The sequence below is a fragment of the Porphyromonas endodontalis genome (assembly GCF_052173515.1).
Classification (GTDB): Bacteria; Bacteroidota; Bacteroidia; order Bacteroidales; family Porphyromonadaceae; genus Porphyromonas; species Porphyromonas endodontalis_A.
This window is the reverse complement of record NZ_JBQMYL010000011.1, coordinates 1-17,066: the sequence shown is the minus strand read 5'-3', so window position 1 is coordinate 17,066 and position 17,066 is coordinate 1. Positions and strand designations below refer to the sequence as shown.

The 17,066-nt window shown below is 48.0% G+C and carries 15 protein-coding genes, 2 tRNA genes and 1 pseudogene; 10 read left to right on the top strand and 8 right to left on the bottom strand.

Annotation, left to right across the window (positions count from 1 at the left end):
• Positions 1-14 precede the first annotated feature (14 nt).
• The 7 genes from ACTTHR_RS06385 to ACTTHR_RS06355 all read left to right on the top strand — a co-directional run bounded on the left by ACTTHR_RS06385 (position 15) and on the right by ACTTHR_RS06355 (position 7,403).
• Entirely contained in the window at positions 15-191 is a 177-nt protein-coding gene (locus tag ACTTHR_RS06385; protein WP_004334041.1) for a hypothetical protein, read from the top strand.
• Between the two features lie 213 nt (positions 192-404).
• Positions 405-2,165: an aspartate--tRNA ligase gene (aspS, locus tag ACTTHR_RS06380; protein ID WP_442605570.1), complete on the top strand. Its 1,761-nt coding sequence runs from the start codon at positions 405-407 to the stop codon at positions 2,163-2,165.
• An 8-nt stretch (positions 2,166-2,173) separates the two neighbouring features.
• Positions 2,174-3,271, top strand: coding sequence for a Nif3-like dinuclear metal center hexameric protein (locus ACTTHR_RS06375; protein ID WP_304285419.1), 1,098 nt, complete (start codon positions 2,174-2,176; stop codon positions 3,269-3,271).
• Positions 3,272-3,276: 5 nt separating this feature from the next.
• Positions 3,277-4,098: a zinc ribbon domain-containing protein gene (locus ACTTHR_RS06370; RefSeq protein ID WP_304285418.1), complete on the top strand. Its 822-nt coding sequence runs from the start codon at positions 3,277-3,279 to the stop codon at positions 4,096-4,098.
• A gap of 89 nt (positions 4,099-4,187) precedes the next feature.
• Entirely contained in the window at positions 4,188-5,609 is a 1,422-nt protein-coding gene (gene tilS, locus ACTTHR_RS06365) for a tRNA lysidine(34) synthetase TilS (protein ID WP_442605569.1), read from the top strand.
• A 58-nt stretch (positions 5,610-5,667) separates the two neighbouring features.
• Positions 5,668-6,762 (top strand): FMN-binding protein, encoded by a 1,095-nt coding sequence (locus ACTTHR_RS06360; RefSeq protein ID WP_442605568.1) that lies wholly within the window; start codon positions 5,668-5,670, stop codon positions 6,760-6,762.
• A gap of 5 nt (positions 6,763-6,767) precedes the next feature.
• Entirely contained in the window at positions 6,768-7,403 is a 636-nt protein-coding gene (locus ACTTHR_RS06355; RefSeq protein WP_442605567.1) for a nitroreductase family protein, read from the top strand.
• Between the two features lie 135 nt (positions 7,404-7,538).
• On the opposite strand, the gene rmuC is transcribed toward ACTTHR_RS06355, so the two are convergent.
• Entirely contained in the window at positions 7,539-8,882 is a 1,344-nt protein-coding gene (gene rmuC / locus ACTTHR_RS06350; RefSeq protein ID WP_442605566.1) for a DNA recombination protein RmuC, read from the bottom strand.
• A 153-nt stretch (positions 8,883-9,035) separates the two neighbouring features.
• On the opposite strand from rmuC, the gene ACTTHR_RS06345 reads away from it, so the two are divergent.
• The 3 genes from ACTTHR_RS06345 (at position 9,036) to ACTTHR_RS06335 (ending at position 11,501) form a co-directional block, all read left to right on the top strand.
• On the top strand, positions 9,036-10,745 hold the full coding sequence (locus ACTTHR_RS06345; RefSeq protein ID WP_442605565.1) for an AMP-binding protein: 1,710 nt from the start codon (positions 9,036-9,038) through the stop codon (positions 10,743-10,745).
• A gap of 551 nt (positions 10,746-11,296) precedes the next feature.
• A tRNA-Arg gene (locus ACTTHR_RS06340) sits at positions 11,297-11,370 on the top strand.
• Positions 11,371-11,425: 55 nt separating this feature from the next.
• A tRNA-Lys gene (locus ACTTHR_RS06335) sits at positions 11,426-11,501 on the top strand.
• A gap of 322 nt (positions 11,502-11,823) precedes the next feature.
• Here the strand turns inward: ACTTHR_RS06335 and ACTTHR_RS06330 are convergent.
• The 7 genes and pseudogenes from ACTTHR_RS06330 to ACTTHR_RS06300 all read right to left on the bottom strand — a co-directional run.
• Complete coding sequence (locus ACTTHR_RS06330; RefSeq protein WP_424777219.1) at positions 11,824-12,411, bottom strand: hypothetical protein; 588 nt, start codon at positions 12,409-12,411, stop codon at positions 11,824-11,826.
• A 55-nt stretch (positions 12,412-12,466) separates the two neighbouring features.
• On the bottom strand, positions 12,467-13,486 hold the full coding sequence (locus tag ACTTHR_RS06325) for an NAD-dependent epimerase/dehydratase family protein (protein WP_424777220.1): 1,020 nt from the start codon (positions 13,484-13,486) through the stop codon (positions 12,467-12,469).
• Between the two features lie 171 nt (positions 13,487-13,657).
• Positions 13,658-14,191, bottom strand: a complete 534-nt coding sequence (cobC, locus tag ACTTHR_RS06320) for an alpha-ribazole phosphatase family protein (protein WP_281676609.1) — start codon at positions 14,189-14,191, stop codon at positions 13,658-13,660.
• 28 nt (positions 14,192-14,219) lie between these two features.
• Complete coding sequence (locus tag ACTTHR_RS06315; protein ID WP_276774785.1) at positions 14,220-14,726, bottom strand: S4 domain-containing protein; 507 nt, start codon at positions 14,724-14,726, stop codon at positions 14,220-14,222.
• On the bottom strand, positions 14,707-15,621 hold the full coding sequence (locus ACTTHR_RS06310) for a glycosyltransferase family 9 protein (RefSeq protein WP_442605564.1): 915 nt from the start codon (positions 15,619-15,621) through the stop codon (positions 14,707-14,709). The genes ACTTHR_RS06315 and ACTTHR_RS06310 overlap by 20 nt, the downstream gene beginning before the upstream one ends.
• A gap of 165 nt (positions 15,622-15,786) precedes the next feature.
• On the bottom strand, positions 15,787-16,683 hold the full coding sequence (gene folD, locus ACTTHR_RS06305) for a bifunctional methylenetetrahydrofolate dehydrogenase/methenyltetrahydrofolate cyclohydrolase FolD (RefSeq protein WP_314813647.1): 897 nt from the start codon (positions 16,681-16,683) through the stop codon (positions 15,787-15,789).
• Positions 16,684-16,700: 17 nt separating this feature from the next.
• Positions 16,701-17,066, bottom strand: a pseudogene (locus tag ACTTHR_RS06300) (signal recognition particle protein); the annotation flags it as partial.

Sequence of the window (17,066 nt, the reverse complement as noted above, 5' to 3'; positions counted from 1 at the left end):
TAGTACAGAGCTATATGAACAATCTCCTAAAGTATCTCGGATCAATACTCCTCCTCATCGGAGTGTTAGTTATCGCTATACCTCACTTTTTAGATCAGACGAGCAATGTTACATTGGGCGGTGGCTTGGGCTTAGTTATCATCGGGTTTCTTGCCCATATCTTCCTCAATAGAAAGGCCGGCGCAGAGTAATAAACTCGCCCTTTTTACCGGGTGTAAACTCTCCATAAGGGGAATTTGATCTTGCACCCATACTCATAAAGAGCCCCACTCCCTGCATTCTTTCTGATTGTAGGAGTGGGGTTTGTCTTTCGTGACAACCATATAGATACAAATATTAGTACCTTTGTGGCTATAAATGACAGCTCTCCGGATAGAGAGATTATAGGCTAACAAAAGAACAAAATGTACAGGACAAATACGTGCGGAGAGCTCCGCAAAGAGCACATAGGTAGTGAGGTAACTCTTGCAGGTTGGGTAAGTAAACTTCGTAAAATGGGGGCTATGGCGTTCCTCGATCTTCGCGATCGCTATGGCATTACCCAACTTGTATTCGACTCTGCACACCCCGAGCTCCAATCGGCTCTTGATGGTGTAGGGCGCGAATGTGTACTACAAGCCACCGGCGTGGTGCGTGAGCGGTCTGCCAAAAACGACAAGATAGCAACAGGGGATATTGAGCTAGAGGTAACAAGCTGCCGAGTACTCAATTCCTCGGAGGTGCCTCCCTTTACCATCGAAGACAACTCAGACGGAGGAGACGACCTCCGCATGAAGTATCGCTATCTCGACCTCCGTCGCGACCCCGTAAAGCGCAATATCGAGCTACGCCATCGCATGGCTCTCCTTACTCGCAATTACCTAGATCGCTTGGGATTTTTGGAGATTGAGACTCCCATGCTCATCAAGTCTACCCCCGAAGGGGCTCGCGACTTTGTAGTGCCTTCGCGTATGAATCCTAACGAGTTTTACGCTCTACCACAGTCTCCTCAAACCTTTAAGCAGCTCTTGATGGTGGCTGGGATGGATCGCTACTTCCAGATCGTGAAGTGCTTCCGTGATGAGGACCTTCGTGCCGATCGTCAGCCCGAATTTACGCAGATAGACTGCGAGATGAGCTTTGTAGACCAAGAGGATATCCTCACGGTCTTCGAGGGTCTCGCCATAGAGCTTTTCAGCAAAATACGTGGAGTCACTCCCGCTACCCCTTTCCGTAGAATGAGCTGGCACGAAGCCATGAATAGCTACGGGAGTGACAAACCGGATCTCCGCTTCGGGATGCCTATCCGCGAGATTACCACTCTAGCCCAAGGGCACGGCATGAGTCTTATGGACGAAGCTGCCTATGTGGGAGCCATTGCCGTAGAGGGAGCCGCCGAGTATACGCGTAAGCAGATTGACGCACTTACAGACTATGTAAAGCGTCCTCAAGTAGGAGCAAAGGGACTCATCTGGATCAAGTGCAATGCCGATGGTTCGTTCAAGAGTTCCGTAGATAAATTCTTCGATGCTGATGCGCTCAAAGCAATAGCTCAAGCAGCAGAGGCAAAGAGCGGAGACCTCGTCCTCATACTACTCGGCGAGGAACGCTATAGTGTACTCAAGCAGCTCGGGACACTCCGTCTGCACGTCGCCGACCTTGCCGGACTCAAAGACCCCAACAAGTTCGAGTGTCTGTGGGTTGTGGACTTCCCCCTACTCGAGTGGGACGAAGAGACGCAACGCTTCTACGCAATGCACCACCCCTTCACCTCCCCCAAGCCGGAAGACATTTCTCTCCTCTCCACCGATCCCGGAGCCGTGCGCGCCAATGCCTACGACATGGTGATCAATGGTGTAGAAGTTGGCGGCGGATCCATCCGTATCCACGACTCTCAATTGCAGCATAAGATGTTTGAGGTTCTTGGGTTTACCAAGGAGAAGGCCGAGGAGCAATTCGGGTTCTTGATGAACGCCTTCAAGTACGGAGCACCTCCCCACGGAGGGGTAGCATTCGGGCTTGACCGCTGGGTTTCTATCATGGCAGGTCTAGACTCCATCCGTGACTGCATTGCATTCCCCAAAAACAACGCCGGCCGTGATGTAATGATTGATGCCCCCTCGGCAATCGATCAGGTACAACTTGATGAACTCAACCTCATCCTCCGCCCGGCCAAAGAGCAGTAAATCTTTAGATGCCTACCCATCTCGATATAATTGCAGCCCTAGAAGAAGTTTGCCCCTTGTCTCTACAGGAGACTTGGGACAACAGCGGCTGGCAAGTAGGCAACCCGAACCTTGAGTGCACCGGGACTATGCTTGCCGTAGAGGCAACAGAAGCCACCGTACAAGAGGCTCTAGAGAATGGCTGTAACCTACTTATTACCCATCATCCCCTACTCTTCCGTCCTCTCAAACGCATCGGGAGTAAGACCTACCAAGAGCGCACCGTTGCCCTCGCTATCAAGCATGACGTAGCCATCTATTCGGCTCATACCAATGCGGATAATGCGGCTAAAGGGATTAACCACTACCTTGCTGAGCGACTGCAACTGCAACAGACACGCGCCCTTGTAGCGCAGCCTTGCAATCTTTACAAGCTATCGGTTATGGTGCCCACCGCCTCTGCTCCCGAAGTGGAGAGGGCTTTGTGCGCCGCAGGAGCAGGGAGATTAGGATGCTACGATAGTTGTTCGTTTTCGGTAGAGGGGCGAGGGCATTTCCGTCCATTGGAGGGAGCGAACCCTGCAATTGGCTCTCTAGGAGAACTGGAGGAGGTGGCAGAAACACAAATTTCTCTCCTTGTAGAGCCTCATCTCGTTCACAAAGTAATAGAAGCGATTTACGCTTCCCATCCTTACGAAGTACCTGCCTACGAGCTCATTTCCCTAGCAACTCCACAAGACAAAATTGGCACGGGTGTTATCGGCGAACTACCTCAGCCCATCAGCGAAGAGGAGTTCCTCAAAAAAGTCTCTCAGTGGTCTGAGGTCGAGCACGTTGCCTATTCTCGCCCCCTAGGGAAAACCATCTCTCGCGTTGCTCTGTGCGGAGGAAGCGGAGGGAGTTTTCTATCCAACGCCATCACACAGCATGCCGATGTTTACCTTACGGGCGAGGGAAAATACAACGACTACCTAGACGCAGCCGGTCATCTCCTCTTTGTCACCATCGGACATCACGAGAGTGAATCCATCGCTCGCAGGCTATTTAGCGACATTATCTCGGCAAAATTCCCTAACTTTGCGCTTCGAGAGTCGTTGTACGACAATAATCCGGTTAATCACCTATAAGTAATATGGCCAAGAAAGAAACGCCAGCAAAAAAAGAACCTACCGCCAAAAAGCTAGAGGATGCCGCTTCGGTTGCCCAACCAGAAACCGCAGAAGAACGTGTAGCAAAGCGTCTCACCGCTTTGGCTCGTCTGCAGGCAACCCTATCGCGCATAGATGAAATTGAAATACTTCGTGGCGAACTTCCTCTCGAAGTTGAGAACATAGAGAACGACCTTGCTCAGTTGCAAACACGTCTCGACAATACGGCTTCTTCTGCCAAAACCCTATCACAATCGGTTACTGCAGAACGCAGCAAGATAGCTCAGTCTCGAGAGTTGCTCGAGAAATACAAGGCTCAAATAGATAATGTTCGCAACAATCGTGAGTATGACAACCTCTCAAAAGAGATTGAATACCAAGAGTTAGAGATTACCCTCAGCGAGAAGAAAATACGCGAATACACCCAAGAGCTACAAGCTCGCAAGGCTGATATTGCAAAATACAAGGAACAATTCGAACTCCGTGCAGGCGACCTAAAGGCGAAGAAATCGGAGCTCGACAGCATCATACAAGAGACACACGAAGACGAAGAAAGGCTACGCAAAGAAGCGGCTAAGCAGGAGAAAGAGATCCAAGATCCCCGTGTACTTGCTTTCTTCCACCGCATTCGCAATGGGGCTCGCAACGGACTTGCCGTTGTACCCATCGACCGTGAGTCTTGTGGTGGATGCTTCAATCGCATTCCCCCTCAGCGTCAGCTCGAAATCAAACTCCACAAAAAAGAGATTATTTGCGAGTATTGCGGACGTATCATTATCGACCCAGATCTACTCAAAATGCAATAAACACCTTTTGAGTATCTCCTCCTAATATAAATGTAGGGTGTATCAGAAGTAACAACTTTTGGTATGCCCTATTTTTGTAAATTCGCCTTATGAAGACGAATCCTCAGGTCTATCACCACCCCTTGATGCGGGCCATGCGACAAAGCATCAGTCGCTATCAACTTTTGGAGCCACACGCTTCTGTACTCGTAGCTCTAAGCGGAGGGGCTGATTCGGTTGCACTACTACTTGCCTTACAGATTACTGAGTATCACCCAATTGCCATACATTGCAATTTCCATTTGAGAGGAGAAGAGAGTCTTCGAGATGAGCTATTCTGCCGAAATCTTACGGCTCAATTAGGGATTGAGTTAGAGGTTCATCACTTTGATACCCGTGCCTATGCCACGACCCATGGGCTATCCGTGGAGATGGCCGCTCGTGACCTCCGCTATCAAGCATTTGAGCAAGAAGCCTCCAAGCGGGGCATTGAAGCCATCGCAGTAGCCCATCACTTGCAAGACAATGTAGAGACACTTTTGGGAAATCTCTCTCGGGGAACAGGGCTTACCGGGCTCCGTGGCATTCTGCCCAAACGCGGTTCGATTATCCGCCCTTTACTTGATGTGCACCCCAAAGAGATTCACGATTTTCTTCATCTATTGGGGCAACCGTTTTGCAACGACAGCACCAATCAAGATACCTCCATCAAGCGAAATGCCATCCGTCATCGCATCATTCCGCTTTTCCAGGAACTTAATCCCCAATTCCTTACCACCTCTAGAAGTACACTGGCACACCTGCGAGATGCCGAGACTATATACCAAAAAGGTATCGAAGCACTACTTACAGAAGCACGTGTACCTCAGCCCTTTCCCATCTCTTATACCGCTATATCAACCTATAAAGTAGAGAGCCTACTCCGCTCGGGCGTTGCCCCTACCTTGCTCCATTATATTACGAAAGGGAAAGGTTTTTCTGCAGATGCTATTGAGCAATTTGCAGCACAACTCTCATCCTCCCACCCCGTTAGCATTACGGCAAATAGCCACACGCTAGAATGTCGCAAAGGGTTACTCCACCTCATCTCTAAGCCTCTGAGAGAAAACGAAGGAGCCGTGGAATATCTTCGCATAGACTCGAACCAAGGAGAGATAAGCACCTCCTACGGCATTTTTTCCTACTCCATCCACGAGAAGAATGAAGCTATCCCCACTTCCCCTCTCTCTATCGTGCTGGATTGGGATGCTCTAAGTCAACACCACACTGATACTAAAGACGTGGTTACTCTCTCCATTTCCGTAATAGATCCAGAGGAGAAAATACAACCCTTTGGGCTCAAAGGGCGGAAAACTATCCATAAAATACTGAATGAAAAGGGAGTAGTACCGGTACTTTTTTCTTCTATTCCCCTACTTCGAGCAGGTGAGCAACCTCTTTGGGTGGTACCCATGCAGCGCACGGAGGCTTTTGCCATCACCCCCAATACCCGCCGTTATCTACAACTCACGTTCTCCTCTATTGAGGGATAAAAGAGATAGATCTACAGAAACTCCTTAATGTAAAAAGAAACAATAATGTAAAGGCTATATGAAGAATTATTCGGGGAAACTACAGCAGTTGTTATACTTGATAATATCTCTCCTGCTGGTCATGACAATAAGTATTCGTAGAGACGGAAAGGTCTTAGGACACGATCTCAAGCAGCAACAGGAGGAGACTACTAAGACGGACACGATGACCCGCCTCGAAGATGGTTCAATACGATTAAATACTACGGAACTGGGAAAAGACATCATAGGCTATGCAGGTACCGTACCTTTGGAAATCACTTTGCAAGAGGGTAGAATTAAAAGTGTCAAGGCTCTCCCAAATTCAGAGACTCCCAAGTTCTTTGAGTCGGCATCAATCCTTCTTAGTGAATGGGATGGGCTGACCATAGAAGAAGCACAGCAACTGGAAGTAGACGGAGTATCCGGTGCAACATTCACATCAGAGGCTATCATCGAGAACGTACAGCGAGGACTTCAGTACGCGGCGAATAATCCCGTAAAGGGATCAATCTGGTCAGATTTCGACCTTTCTGCTAAGGCTATAGCCGGACTAATTGTCGTGCTCTTAGCTGCCATTGTACCACTTTTTGTTAGGAATAAACACTATAGGATAGCTCAGCAAATCCTTAATGTTGTCGTACTAGGCTTCTGGTGCGGCTCGTTTCTGAACTACACATCAATGGTCAGCTATATGTCAAATGGGATGAATGTAGTAGCGCTAATCATACCGGTTATCATGCTTATTACCGCCTTCGTGTATCCCCTTTTTGGCAAGAAATCGTACTACTGTACACATGTGTGTCCGCTCGGCTCATTGCAAGAGCTTGCAGGGAAATGCGTAAAGTATCAGATTAAAATGAAGCCAAAGGCGATCAAGCTCTTGGATATCTTTCGCCAGATCCTATGGGCTGTACTCATGCTATGTTTGTGGACAGGTGTATGGTTCGATTGGATCGATTACGAGCCCTTCTCTGCCTTTGTTTTCCAATCAGCCTCATGGGTGGTCATTGCCATTGCTGTAGCATTCGTGGCCCTTTCCACAGTAGTTATACAACCCTACTGCCGCTTTGTTTGTCCCACAGGTTCTCTCTTTAAGTACAGTCAATATTCAAGTTCTAAAAACAAGAAATAAAGGACATGAAGACTTCAACGATTCTCAATGTAGCACTCGCCATTGCACTTGTATTCCTCGGCTATAAGCTTGCAGTAACAGGGGGAGAGAAGGCGCAACAACAGGACACCTCGGAAGTGGTTCTCAACAATATTCTCGAGCGAACATCTGTCCGCTCCTATCTAGATAAGTCTGTTGAAGAGGAAAAGATAGAAAAATTGCTCCGGGCAGGGATGGCAGCCCCAACGGCCAAAAACAAACAACCCTGGCACTTTGTCGTTGTTACGGATAAGAGTTTACTGCAAAAACTTTCCAAGGTCAATCCTTACGCTGAGATGGTCGCTAAGGCTCCGCTAGCTATTGTGGTTTGTGGCGACATGACTAAGGCCCTCGACGGCAATGCACGCGAGCTTTGGGTTCAGGACTGCTCTGCAGCCTCGGAGAATATTCTCCTAGTAGCTACCGGACTGGGACTAGGAGCCGTGTGGACTGGCACCTACCCTTCAGAAGAACGCTGTGCCGCTGTATCTGAGGTTCTTGGGCTACCGGAGTTTTTAATTCCTCTTAATACTATTGCTATAGGTTATCCTGATGGCGATGTAACCCCGAATGACAAATGGAAAGAGAGCAACATCTCGTACAATATGTACGAAGAGGAGTAAAGAGAATCCAGAGATATGCCTCCGATGATGGGTGGCAGAAACTAAGATCTTAAACAGACACAATAAAAGGAAGCCCCAAGTGCCTATCACGCAACGGATAGGATCTTGGGGCAAAACCTTATGATAGAGTAAAGATTACTCCGTGGGAGGCAAAATACTAGTCGGGATGTTCTTGGTATTCTTGACGCCCAATTCGCGTAATTGCTCCATCTGATGGATAAAGTTTCCTCGCCCCTCGCTCAATTGCCCTCGTGCCTTGCGCAGACTCTCTGTTGCCTTTACCATCTTATCTTCCGTCTCTACAAGCGTAGCTGCATAAGTGCAAAACTTGTCGTACATGGCACTGGCACGCTGTACAATCTCTTCCACATTTTTAATTTGTCGATCTCGCTGCCACATATCTTGCGCCATGCGCAGTACGGCGATCAAATTGGTACCATTGATGAGCACAACCCCCTTTGCGTATGCCGATTCCCAGAGAGAGGGATCTTGCATGAGAGCCAGGGTATAAGCCGGTTCGTTAGGTATAAATAGCACAACAAAGTCGGGAGCCCCCTTTACAAACTCAGGATAACGCTTGGCCGATAGCTCTGCAATATGCTTACGCACACTATCGAGATGCTCTTGAGCAAAACGCTTACGCTCCTCATCATCTTCTGTGGCAGCGTATCTGCTATAAGCTGTAAGACTGACCTTACTATCGATTACCATAGCCCCGCCATTAGGGTAACGCACGATCACATCGGGGCGCAAAGCACTCCTCTCTCCCGCGGGACGTAACACATCCCCTTGCTCATCTCGTAAGGTCTCCTGCACCGTATACTCCTCACCACGCCGCAGGCCACTCGACTGCAAAATGTTCTCAAGGATCATCTCTCCCCAGTCCCCCTGCACTTTGCTATCCCCCTTGAGGGCTTTGATAAGGGCATTCGTCTCGGTACTTAGTGTGCCACTCTGCTGCATTAGATCTCGGATGGTACTTTGCAATGAGATACGCTCGCGCGACTCAGCACTATAGGTCTCCTCTACCCTCTTACCGAGGCGTTCTATATCCTCTCGCAAGGGGCGAAGCGTCTCCTCGTTGCGTACTCCTAAGGTTTTAGAACGCTCTTCCACAATCTGCGTGGCAATCTCTTTGAACTGCAACTGAAGCTCTTTGGCTTGGTCTTGATTCTTCTGTTTCGCCTCTTCGAGAGCGCGTTGCAGATGCTGACACTCTACCTGCCAACGATAGCTCTCGTGCTCTAGGTTCTCCTTTTCGCTCCTCAATTGCTCAAGGGAGCTTTGCCTTTGCTCACGCTCCTCAGTTACTCTTCGGATCTCCTCTTTTTGTACCGAGATTATAGTACGCGCCTCTACTATCTCGGCCTGATCCTGCTCTCCTTTATCTCTGATAGATAGGGAAATACGATGCTCTCTCAAGAGTAAAAAGGCAAGACAAAGGACAACAACAATTGCCGCGATAAGGGAGTAAATCATACTACTTTAGGGTCTCATTCTACAAACCCCAAAGGTACAATATTCCACTCCATTCTTCCATATAAATACACATTTTAGGCCAATTTGTGTATCTATCTATACTTACAATTCATCAATAAGAGCTACTTTTGCACAGCTAAAGAACAACTGTGCATGAATAAATATACGAATAACGACGTTAACAGGAACCTACTAAAGGTAATCGAAGACTCCTTCAAAGAGAGTTTTGACTTACCGGCATTTACCGACTACGATACAAACGAAACCTTTACTTATGGCAGCGCGGCACAGGAGATTGCTCGCCTCCATGCCCTCTTTCGCACGGCAGATCTCAAAGCCGGAGACAAGGTAGCCCTCATGGGGGCGGACTCGGCACGCTGGTGCATTATATTTATTGCCACTATTACCTATGGTGCGGTAATTGTTCCCATCCTACAGGATTTTAACCCTCAGGATGCTGAACGCATTATCGATCATAGCGACTCTCGCATACTTTTCCTAGATCAGAAGCTCCGCACCTCTATAGACCTTAATCGTTGCCCCCAAATAGAGATACTTATGGGGATAGAAGAGCTGGATATAGTACACGTTGCCAAGCAAAAAGAGGAGAACGAAAAAGCCCTAAGAGAATCCATTGCCCACCGCAATCGATGGAAACTCTACTCCGAGGGCGGCAGCTTTGCTCGCGAGAGCATCTGCTTTGCTCAGCGAGAGAATAGCGAGGTAATGTACATTAACTACACAAGCGGTACCACGGGTGTAAGCAAGGGAGTGCTCCTTACCGGACAAAATATTGCAGGTAATGCCCTCTACGCGCACCGACTCGACCTCATGTATCGGGGGCATCGTGAACTTTGCTTCCTCCCCCTAGCGCACGCCTATAGCTGTGCATTCAATTTGATAACCCCCATCACCATGGGGGCGCACGTGACCATCTTGGGAAAAGTCCCCTCTCCTCGTGTTATCATGGCCGCCTTTGCCAAGGTGCGCCCACAACTCATCATTACCGTTCCCCTCATCCTAGAGAAGATCTACAAGCAGGCAATTGCTCCCAAGCTAGAGCAACCTCTTATTAAGTTTCTTACCCACATACCCGGGCTCAAAAGTATTGTGTACAAGAGCATCCGACGCAAGCTAGAACACGCGCTAGGCGGCGAGTTTCGCGAAGTGATTGTAGGAGGAGCGGCCCTATCGGAGCAGGTGGGTACTTTCCTAAAAAAGATTCGATTCCCGCTAACTGTTGGGTACGGTATGACCGAATGCGGCCCTCTTATCAGCTACGAAAACCACAAACGTTGGGTGCCGGGGAGCTGTGGGAAGCCTCTTACCACAATGGAAGTACGTATCGTTCGCGAAGAAGAGGCACCTCTCAACGCTCCCGGAGAAATACAAGTACGAGGTATGAATGTATGCCAAGGATACTACAAAAATCCGGAAGCCAATGCGCAACTCTTCACCTCCGATGGCTGGATGCATACGGGAGACCTAGGAACCTTAGATCGGCATAACAACCTATTCATACGTGGGCGGTCTAAGACCATGATCCTCTCTAGCAATGGACAGAACATCTATCCCGAAGAGATAGAAGAAAAAATCAACAGCTTCGCTCTCGTTGCAGAAAGTTTGGTGGTACGTAGAGCAGATAGGCTGATAGCCCTCATCGTGCCCGACCCGGAGGTTGCACAACGCGAAGGACTTAGCCCGGAAGCTGCCTGGCAACGAATCGAGGAGTTCCGAGCTCAACTCAACAATCAGGTAGCTGCCTACGAAAAGGTTACTCGCTTTGTCCTCCAAGAAGAACCCTTCGTCAAGACTCCGAAGCGAAGCATCAAACGATTCCTCTACGAAGAGAAGACTAATTGAGCCCTTAACCAATAGGGACATCATACTATGGAAAGAGGCAATTCCTTACGGGATTGTCTCTTTTTGTTTTCTCTGCCCCTTAGAAAGGCAATAGTTCCTGAGAATCTAATTGATCCTCAAAGGGGTTTTCTTTTCCACCCAAAACGACTCCCCTATTCCACCCAGAAATACCTCCCTATTCTGCCTGAAAATTCCCAGTATTCTACCCTAAAAATAAATTGCTATAGGCCTAGAAATTTTTTGCTGCTGGCCTAGAATAAAATCCTTCTCCACGAGGCCTATCTTTCTAGTCTCCCAAGCCCACCTAGGATTTGTAAGTACCCAAGAACCCATTTCTCCTCTATTTCTCGCCCAAACAGCATCAGAACGAAAAAATTCTGACGCAGGAGTAAAAATTCTTTTTCGCCATAAAAAACTAAGAACCAAATATATAGGGAGAAACTCGCCTCTTAGGAGCTAGTAAGAGAGTAAAAAAGTAGCCCTAGAGGTATTGCGCATTAGAAATTAAGTAGTACCTTTGCATTCGGAAATCGATAACGCCTATTAGGACTGGCCGATTAGCTCAACTGAATAGAGCATCTGACTACGGATCAGAAGGTTGCAGGTTTGAATCCTGCATCGGTCACTATCGAGAAGCGGGAGAGGCGATTCCCAAAAGAAGTCACCAAGTATAGGTGCATGACTCCGTAGCTCAGTTGGTAGAGCAACTGACTCTTAATCAGTGGGTCGAGAGTTCGAGCCTCTCCGGGGTCACCATCTGACAAACAAATTTTAGCCCTCAACACTGAGGGCTTTTTTGTTGCCCTAATGGGTAATTTTCTCATCTTCGTACATTGTCGTGACCTCTTGGCTCCTCAATGGTAACAAAATGAGAACATCTACATTTCCCTATTCCGCCCTCTTCTTCTCTACCCTTGGCATATCAAGGGCGATTCTTTGCGTTCTATTCTCCCCAAAAGCTCTCCTTAGTAAGTGGGAATAGAGGTAGTATGGTTCTAAAAAAAGGGGTAGAAAAAATCTACCCCTCTCTATATAGATTCTCTCCTTAGAAGAGAACGACCCCGCTAGCGGAGAGAGATCAGAACTCCAATTCGAGCCCGATCTGAAGCTCCTCAGGAGCAAAACGGACACCAAATCCCTTTGCACCAATCTCGGGTTCTTCTCCCATCACAAAATTATCGCGGTATCCTACGAAACCTAGACGCAGGCACAAGCAGAGACCTTCTGTAAGATCAATACAAGCCCCTGGACGCACTCCTACCTCCCAACCATACTCTTTTTTAGTATTCTTGGCAGCATCCTTGGCAAGCGTCATATTCCATCCAAAACAACCATCGAGGTAGAGATTGAAGGGAAGACGGTGCAAATAATAATAGCGTACAAAGGGAGTTACCCCTACAGAGTGCTTATCTTCCTCAAACTCATAGGCAAGAAAAGCCCCAGCCCCCCAAGTATCGTTGAACAAATACCCTGCCTCCGGGCGGAGAGAAAAGGCACTGCTTTTGGTATCGGTATTGTACCAGTAGTTTAGACTTCCTCCCACAAAGATCCTAGCATCGTGGCTGTGATCGTGTGCCTTGGAGTGAGGGAAACCCTCTGTTTGAGCACTCAAAGAGAGTACAGGGAAAAGAGCAACAAAGAGACTAAAGAGAACTTTTTTTACCATATATACGGAACTTAAAAGGTGAATAATCAAAAGGGGGAAATGACTCCTCTACCCTCTAGAAGTAGTACTTCATCTTGGTAGAGTCGTTTTGGCGGAATGCCTTGTAGGGCTCACTCTTTGCTAGGAGGTTCTTCTTCTGGAGACCGCCAAAGAGCTTTGTGGCCAACTTACCCGCCAGGGTCTTGGCATTAGCCAATTCCGAGAAATAATTATCGATCGAATATTTACGGAAGTGGAGGATTTCCTCCAAGGTATCGCCATCGGAGAAATAACCGCCATAGCGATTGTATGTGGCAAAAGTGCGCTCGGGGAAGTCCATTTCGCCCCAACCAATCGTAGAGAAGAGACGAGAAAGGAACTCTGAGTAGACTGCACGACACGTAGTACCACCGCCGACATTGAAGACCTTATTCCAGAGAGAGGATCGATGCTGATAGCTCTCTACGAGGGCAAAAGCCAAGTCATCGGCATGTACAAACTCAAGATGCGACTCTAGAGGCATCAAGAAGATTTCGCCATCCATATCCTCCATCTCTATCCCCATCACAATACCGGGGCGGAAGATGGTCCACTCTAGCGAGCTATCCTGTACAAACTTCTCTGCTTGTATGCGTGTAAGTGCCGAGAAGTTGCCAATGGAGGGAGCCAAGAAATCGTCTGTACGGAGCATCGGAGCAGTTAGGCGGTCTCCATATACTTCAATAGAGGAGAGCATCACCAAATAGGCTTGGGGAGAATAATGCTCGAGATTCTCGATAAGGAAACGAGTTCCTAGGGCGTTAACCTCCTCAGCAAGGGCGTATTTCTTGCAAGCCGTTTGCGAAGAGAGGAAACCGCAATGGATTACGAAATCTTGTCCTTTGACTACCTCTACCGTATCTGCCGGTAGGGCGATATTGCCATAGACAACGTTTATTTCGTCACGTAGAGGCTCAAGTAGCGTCTGTGAGCGACTCTTTTTTACATCAAAAACGGTAATATTGAAATTATCTTTACGTGCCAATAATTGCCTCAGCACATAACGACCGGTCTCGGTACTAGCTCCTACTAGGAGCACATTGGTCTTATTATTCATAATGATTCACTCTCTAGTTATTCTGCTTCAAATATACGCAATAGTTGGCAGGCGCAGGCAATTCTACCCAAAATAGGGTAGACAATTGTTGCTCTACGCCCCCATAATAATAGAAAGTAAGGATAGAAAACCTCCTCCCCGCCCTAAGACGAGGAGAAGCAAGGGTTATAATCAATACTCAATAAGAGTATGGGAAGCAAATCCGGGAAGGGAAGCAAACGCCTCAACAATACTCGTCTCGCCCACAAGAGTGCGAGCACAATTGATCACTCCTCCGTGGCAGAAAAGCAATATATGCCGGAAGCCCTCCTGTTTTTTCTCTTCTAAGAAAGCGCGTACTCTCAGCTGCTGATCGCTCAAAGACTCCCCTCCGGGCGTGCGATGATCCACATAGTACCTAAAGAACGCGGGGATGTCTTGAGTGGTTAGAATCTCACTCCAAGGCTTACCCTCCCAGGCTCCAAAATTCATTTCACGCAAGCGGTCGTCTCGCTCGGCATGGCCATATCCACAGTAGGTAGCCAACTTTACAGCTCTCTGGAGAGGACTTGTAAAGACCCCATCGGGTTGCAGACCTTCAATGCGCTCTTTCGCCCCTTTCGCTTCTTGCTCAAAGGTAGGATTCACCTCTACATCAAGGGCTCCATAGCAAGTGAAATTACCATCTAACTCCACAGAAGTGTGACGTACCAAACTAACTTTCATAGGGATAAAGTCTCTCTAAAACAACTAATCAAGAAAAACGCTTCTTGCCGTCGAAGCCTCCCTTTCGCCCCTTTTTCTTAGCATCAAAAGAACGATGCTCTTCTCTACCTCCACGAGAAGAAGGACGCTCGTCCTCTCTATCTTTGCGAAACTTTGCAGGGCGACCTCCTACGGTTTTAGGCTTCCCCATAGGGGCAAAACCATCAGCACGGCGATCCTTTTTTGCCCCTGCATTTTTTGGGCGAGCGCGATGAGGTCGATCATTATCGTCGTCTACATCAATGTATTGTCTTCCAATTCGTACAGAAGCCTGCTCAGCAATGCGCTGCTTTTGCTCGGCGGCCATATCCCGGAGTAAGTCGCGCACGGGAAGTTCCTCCCCATCCAATTCTACGACATCATCCTCTGAGACCACATCGCTAAGCTCTGCTCGATCTCCATTGATCCAAACACGCCCCTCTTCTATCAGGGCTTCTACTTCTCTGCGAGAGCCTAAGCCCGTATCGCTTAGGAGTTTATTGATTCTCACATTCATGGGAAACAGGTTGTTCGCTTGTTATTGATTGTATTTGATGAATGATTGACAAAAGAGTATTCTCCTCCGTATGAATCGAAGGAATTTCTATAAAAGGAGTATCCATCAATCGGGCAAGATGAGCCATAGAATTATCTACCGTAATAAGGCAAGAGAGCTGTGATAGGTAGGCTAGCTCGTGAGCAAATGATAGTCCGGTGATGAAATTGACCCCTCGAGGCAGCAACTCGAAAAGGTCGCTATACTTAGAAAATAATTCTTTTTTGACCCCAAGAAGATAAAACGTAGCATGTGGGAACGCCTCGCGAAGCTCAGAAACAAGCCCTGCAGTACGCTCAAAGTCATCTTGGATGGGCTGCTCCCCTTGCAAAGGAGCAATCCCGATGGAAAAAGGATTAGGGTGAATCTCAGGGTAATGGATCCTAGGGAAAGAGGGGTAAGGAGCCTGCACATGGAGGCCTGCACGAGCAAACGTATCTGCAAAGAGAGAGAGCATCTGCTCGGTATCAGATAGGGAAATATGCTCTTGGCTGCACTTTACCACCGCACTTTTAGCAATACGCGTGCAACGAATCCTAGCACGGCAGCAACGAAGACGACGAGACAAAAAACGACTCCGCCAGCTACGTTGCAAGTCGATGATAGCATCAAAGCGGTCGTATATAAGTTTATTCGACAGAGATATAAGCCCAAACAATGAGTGATCGGAGTGCTTAATATCTATCGCCATTGCCTCCAAATTGTGTGGAGGACTAACCAAAATCCCTGTAATAGAAGGCTTCATGAGATAGGTAAAGCGATGCTCAGGATACTGCTTAGCCACGGCATAAACCAACCGAAGGCTGAGGGCAACATCCCCCAACGAAGAGGTGCGAACAATCAGATAGTGCGCCATGGACCTGTTGCAGCTTGGGTTATCAGCTTGCCTCTATTTAGGGTGAAGGTTCTCTAGAAAAAGAGTAAGAGCGACAAACGGAGTACCCTAGGAAGAAAAAACCATAGGGCAAGAAAAATCCATTTGTCACTCTTCTTTTCTTGTGGAAGTAGCTATTAAGGGAAACTAATCGCAGAAGATTTCCTTCTTAGCTGCCTTGAGCGTGTTCATCATGAGCGATACAATCGTCATGGGTCCTACCCCACCAGGCACAGGGGTTATATAGGAGCAAAGAGGAGCTACCTCGTCAAACTTTACGTCACCTGTAAGGCGAGCACCGCTCTTTTTGGTAGCATCGGGCACTCGTGTTGTACCCACATCCACCAAAACAGCTCCCTTCTTTACCATGTCGGCTGTCACGAATTCGGGGCTGCCAAGTGCTGCAATAATGATGTCGGCAGATAGGCATACCTCCTTAATGTTAGGAGTGCGACTATGGCATACCGTTACAGTACAATCCCCCGGCTCTCCCTTCTGCATAAGGAGTTGGGCAATGGGCTTTCCTACAATATTGCTACGCCCTAGTACCACACAATGCTTCCCTCTCGTGGGGATGGCATAACGGCGCAACAACTCTACAATACCTTGTGGGGTAGCTGAGACAAAACAGGGCAAACCGATGCTCATACGTCCCACGTTGATAGGATGGAAGCCATCCACATCCTTACGATAGTCAATGCGTTCAATCACCTTTTGCTCATCAATGTGCTTGGGCAAGGGGAGCTGAATGATAAACCCATCCACCCCGGCATCGTTGTTTAAGCGATCGATTTCTTGGAGCAGTCTCTCCTCCGTCACATCACTATCGAAGCGAATAAGAGAAGAATCAAAGCCTACCTCTTCGCAGCTTTTCACCTTAGAGGCCATATAAGCTTCACTCCCACCATCGTGCCCTACCAATATGGCAGAGAGGTGAGGACGACGCCCCGTTTTTTTCTCCATTTCGACAACTTCGCGAGCAATCTCTTGCTTTATTTCTGCCGAGATCTTACGGCCATCTAGTATTTGATACATTGGATCCATAGTTGTATTGTAGTTTATTATTTACGACGCATGCGTGCCATCTGCTTGGGGTTACTACCCATAGCCTGCACCGTTTTCATCATCTTGCGAGCTTGGTCAAACTGAGTAATCAGTTTATTTACATCCTGCACAGTGGTACCACTCCCCTTGGCAATGCGTTTACGACGCTGCCCATTGAGCAAACTAGGGTGTGCACGCTCCTCGGGAGTCATGGAGTAGATAATGGCTTCGATTCCCTTAAAGGCGTCATCGTCGATATCGATGTCCTTGATGGCTTTTCCCACACCGGGGATCATGGAAACAAGGTCTCTGATATTCCCCATCTTCTTGATTTGATGGATCTGTTTGAGGAAGTCGTTAAAATCGAATTGGTCTTTGGCAAT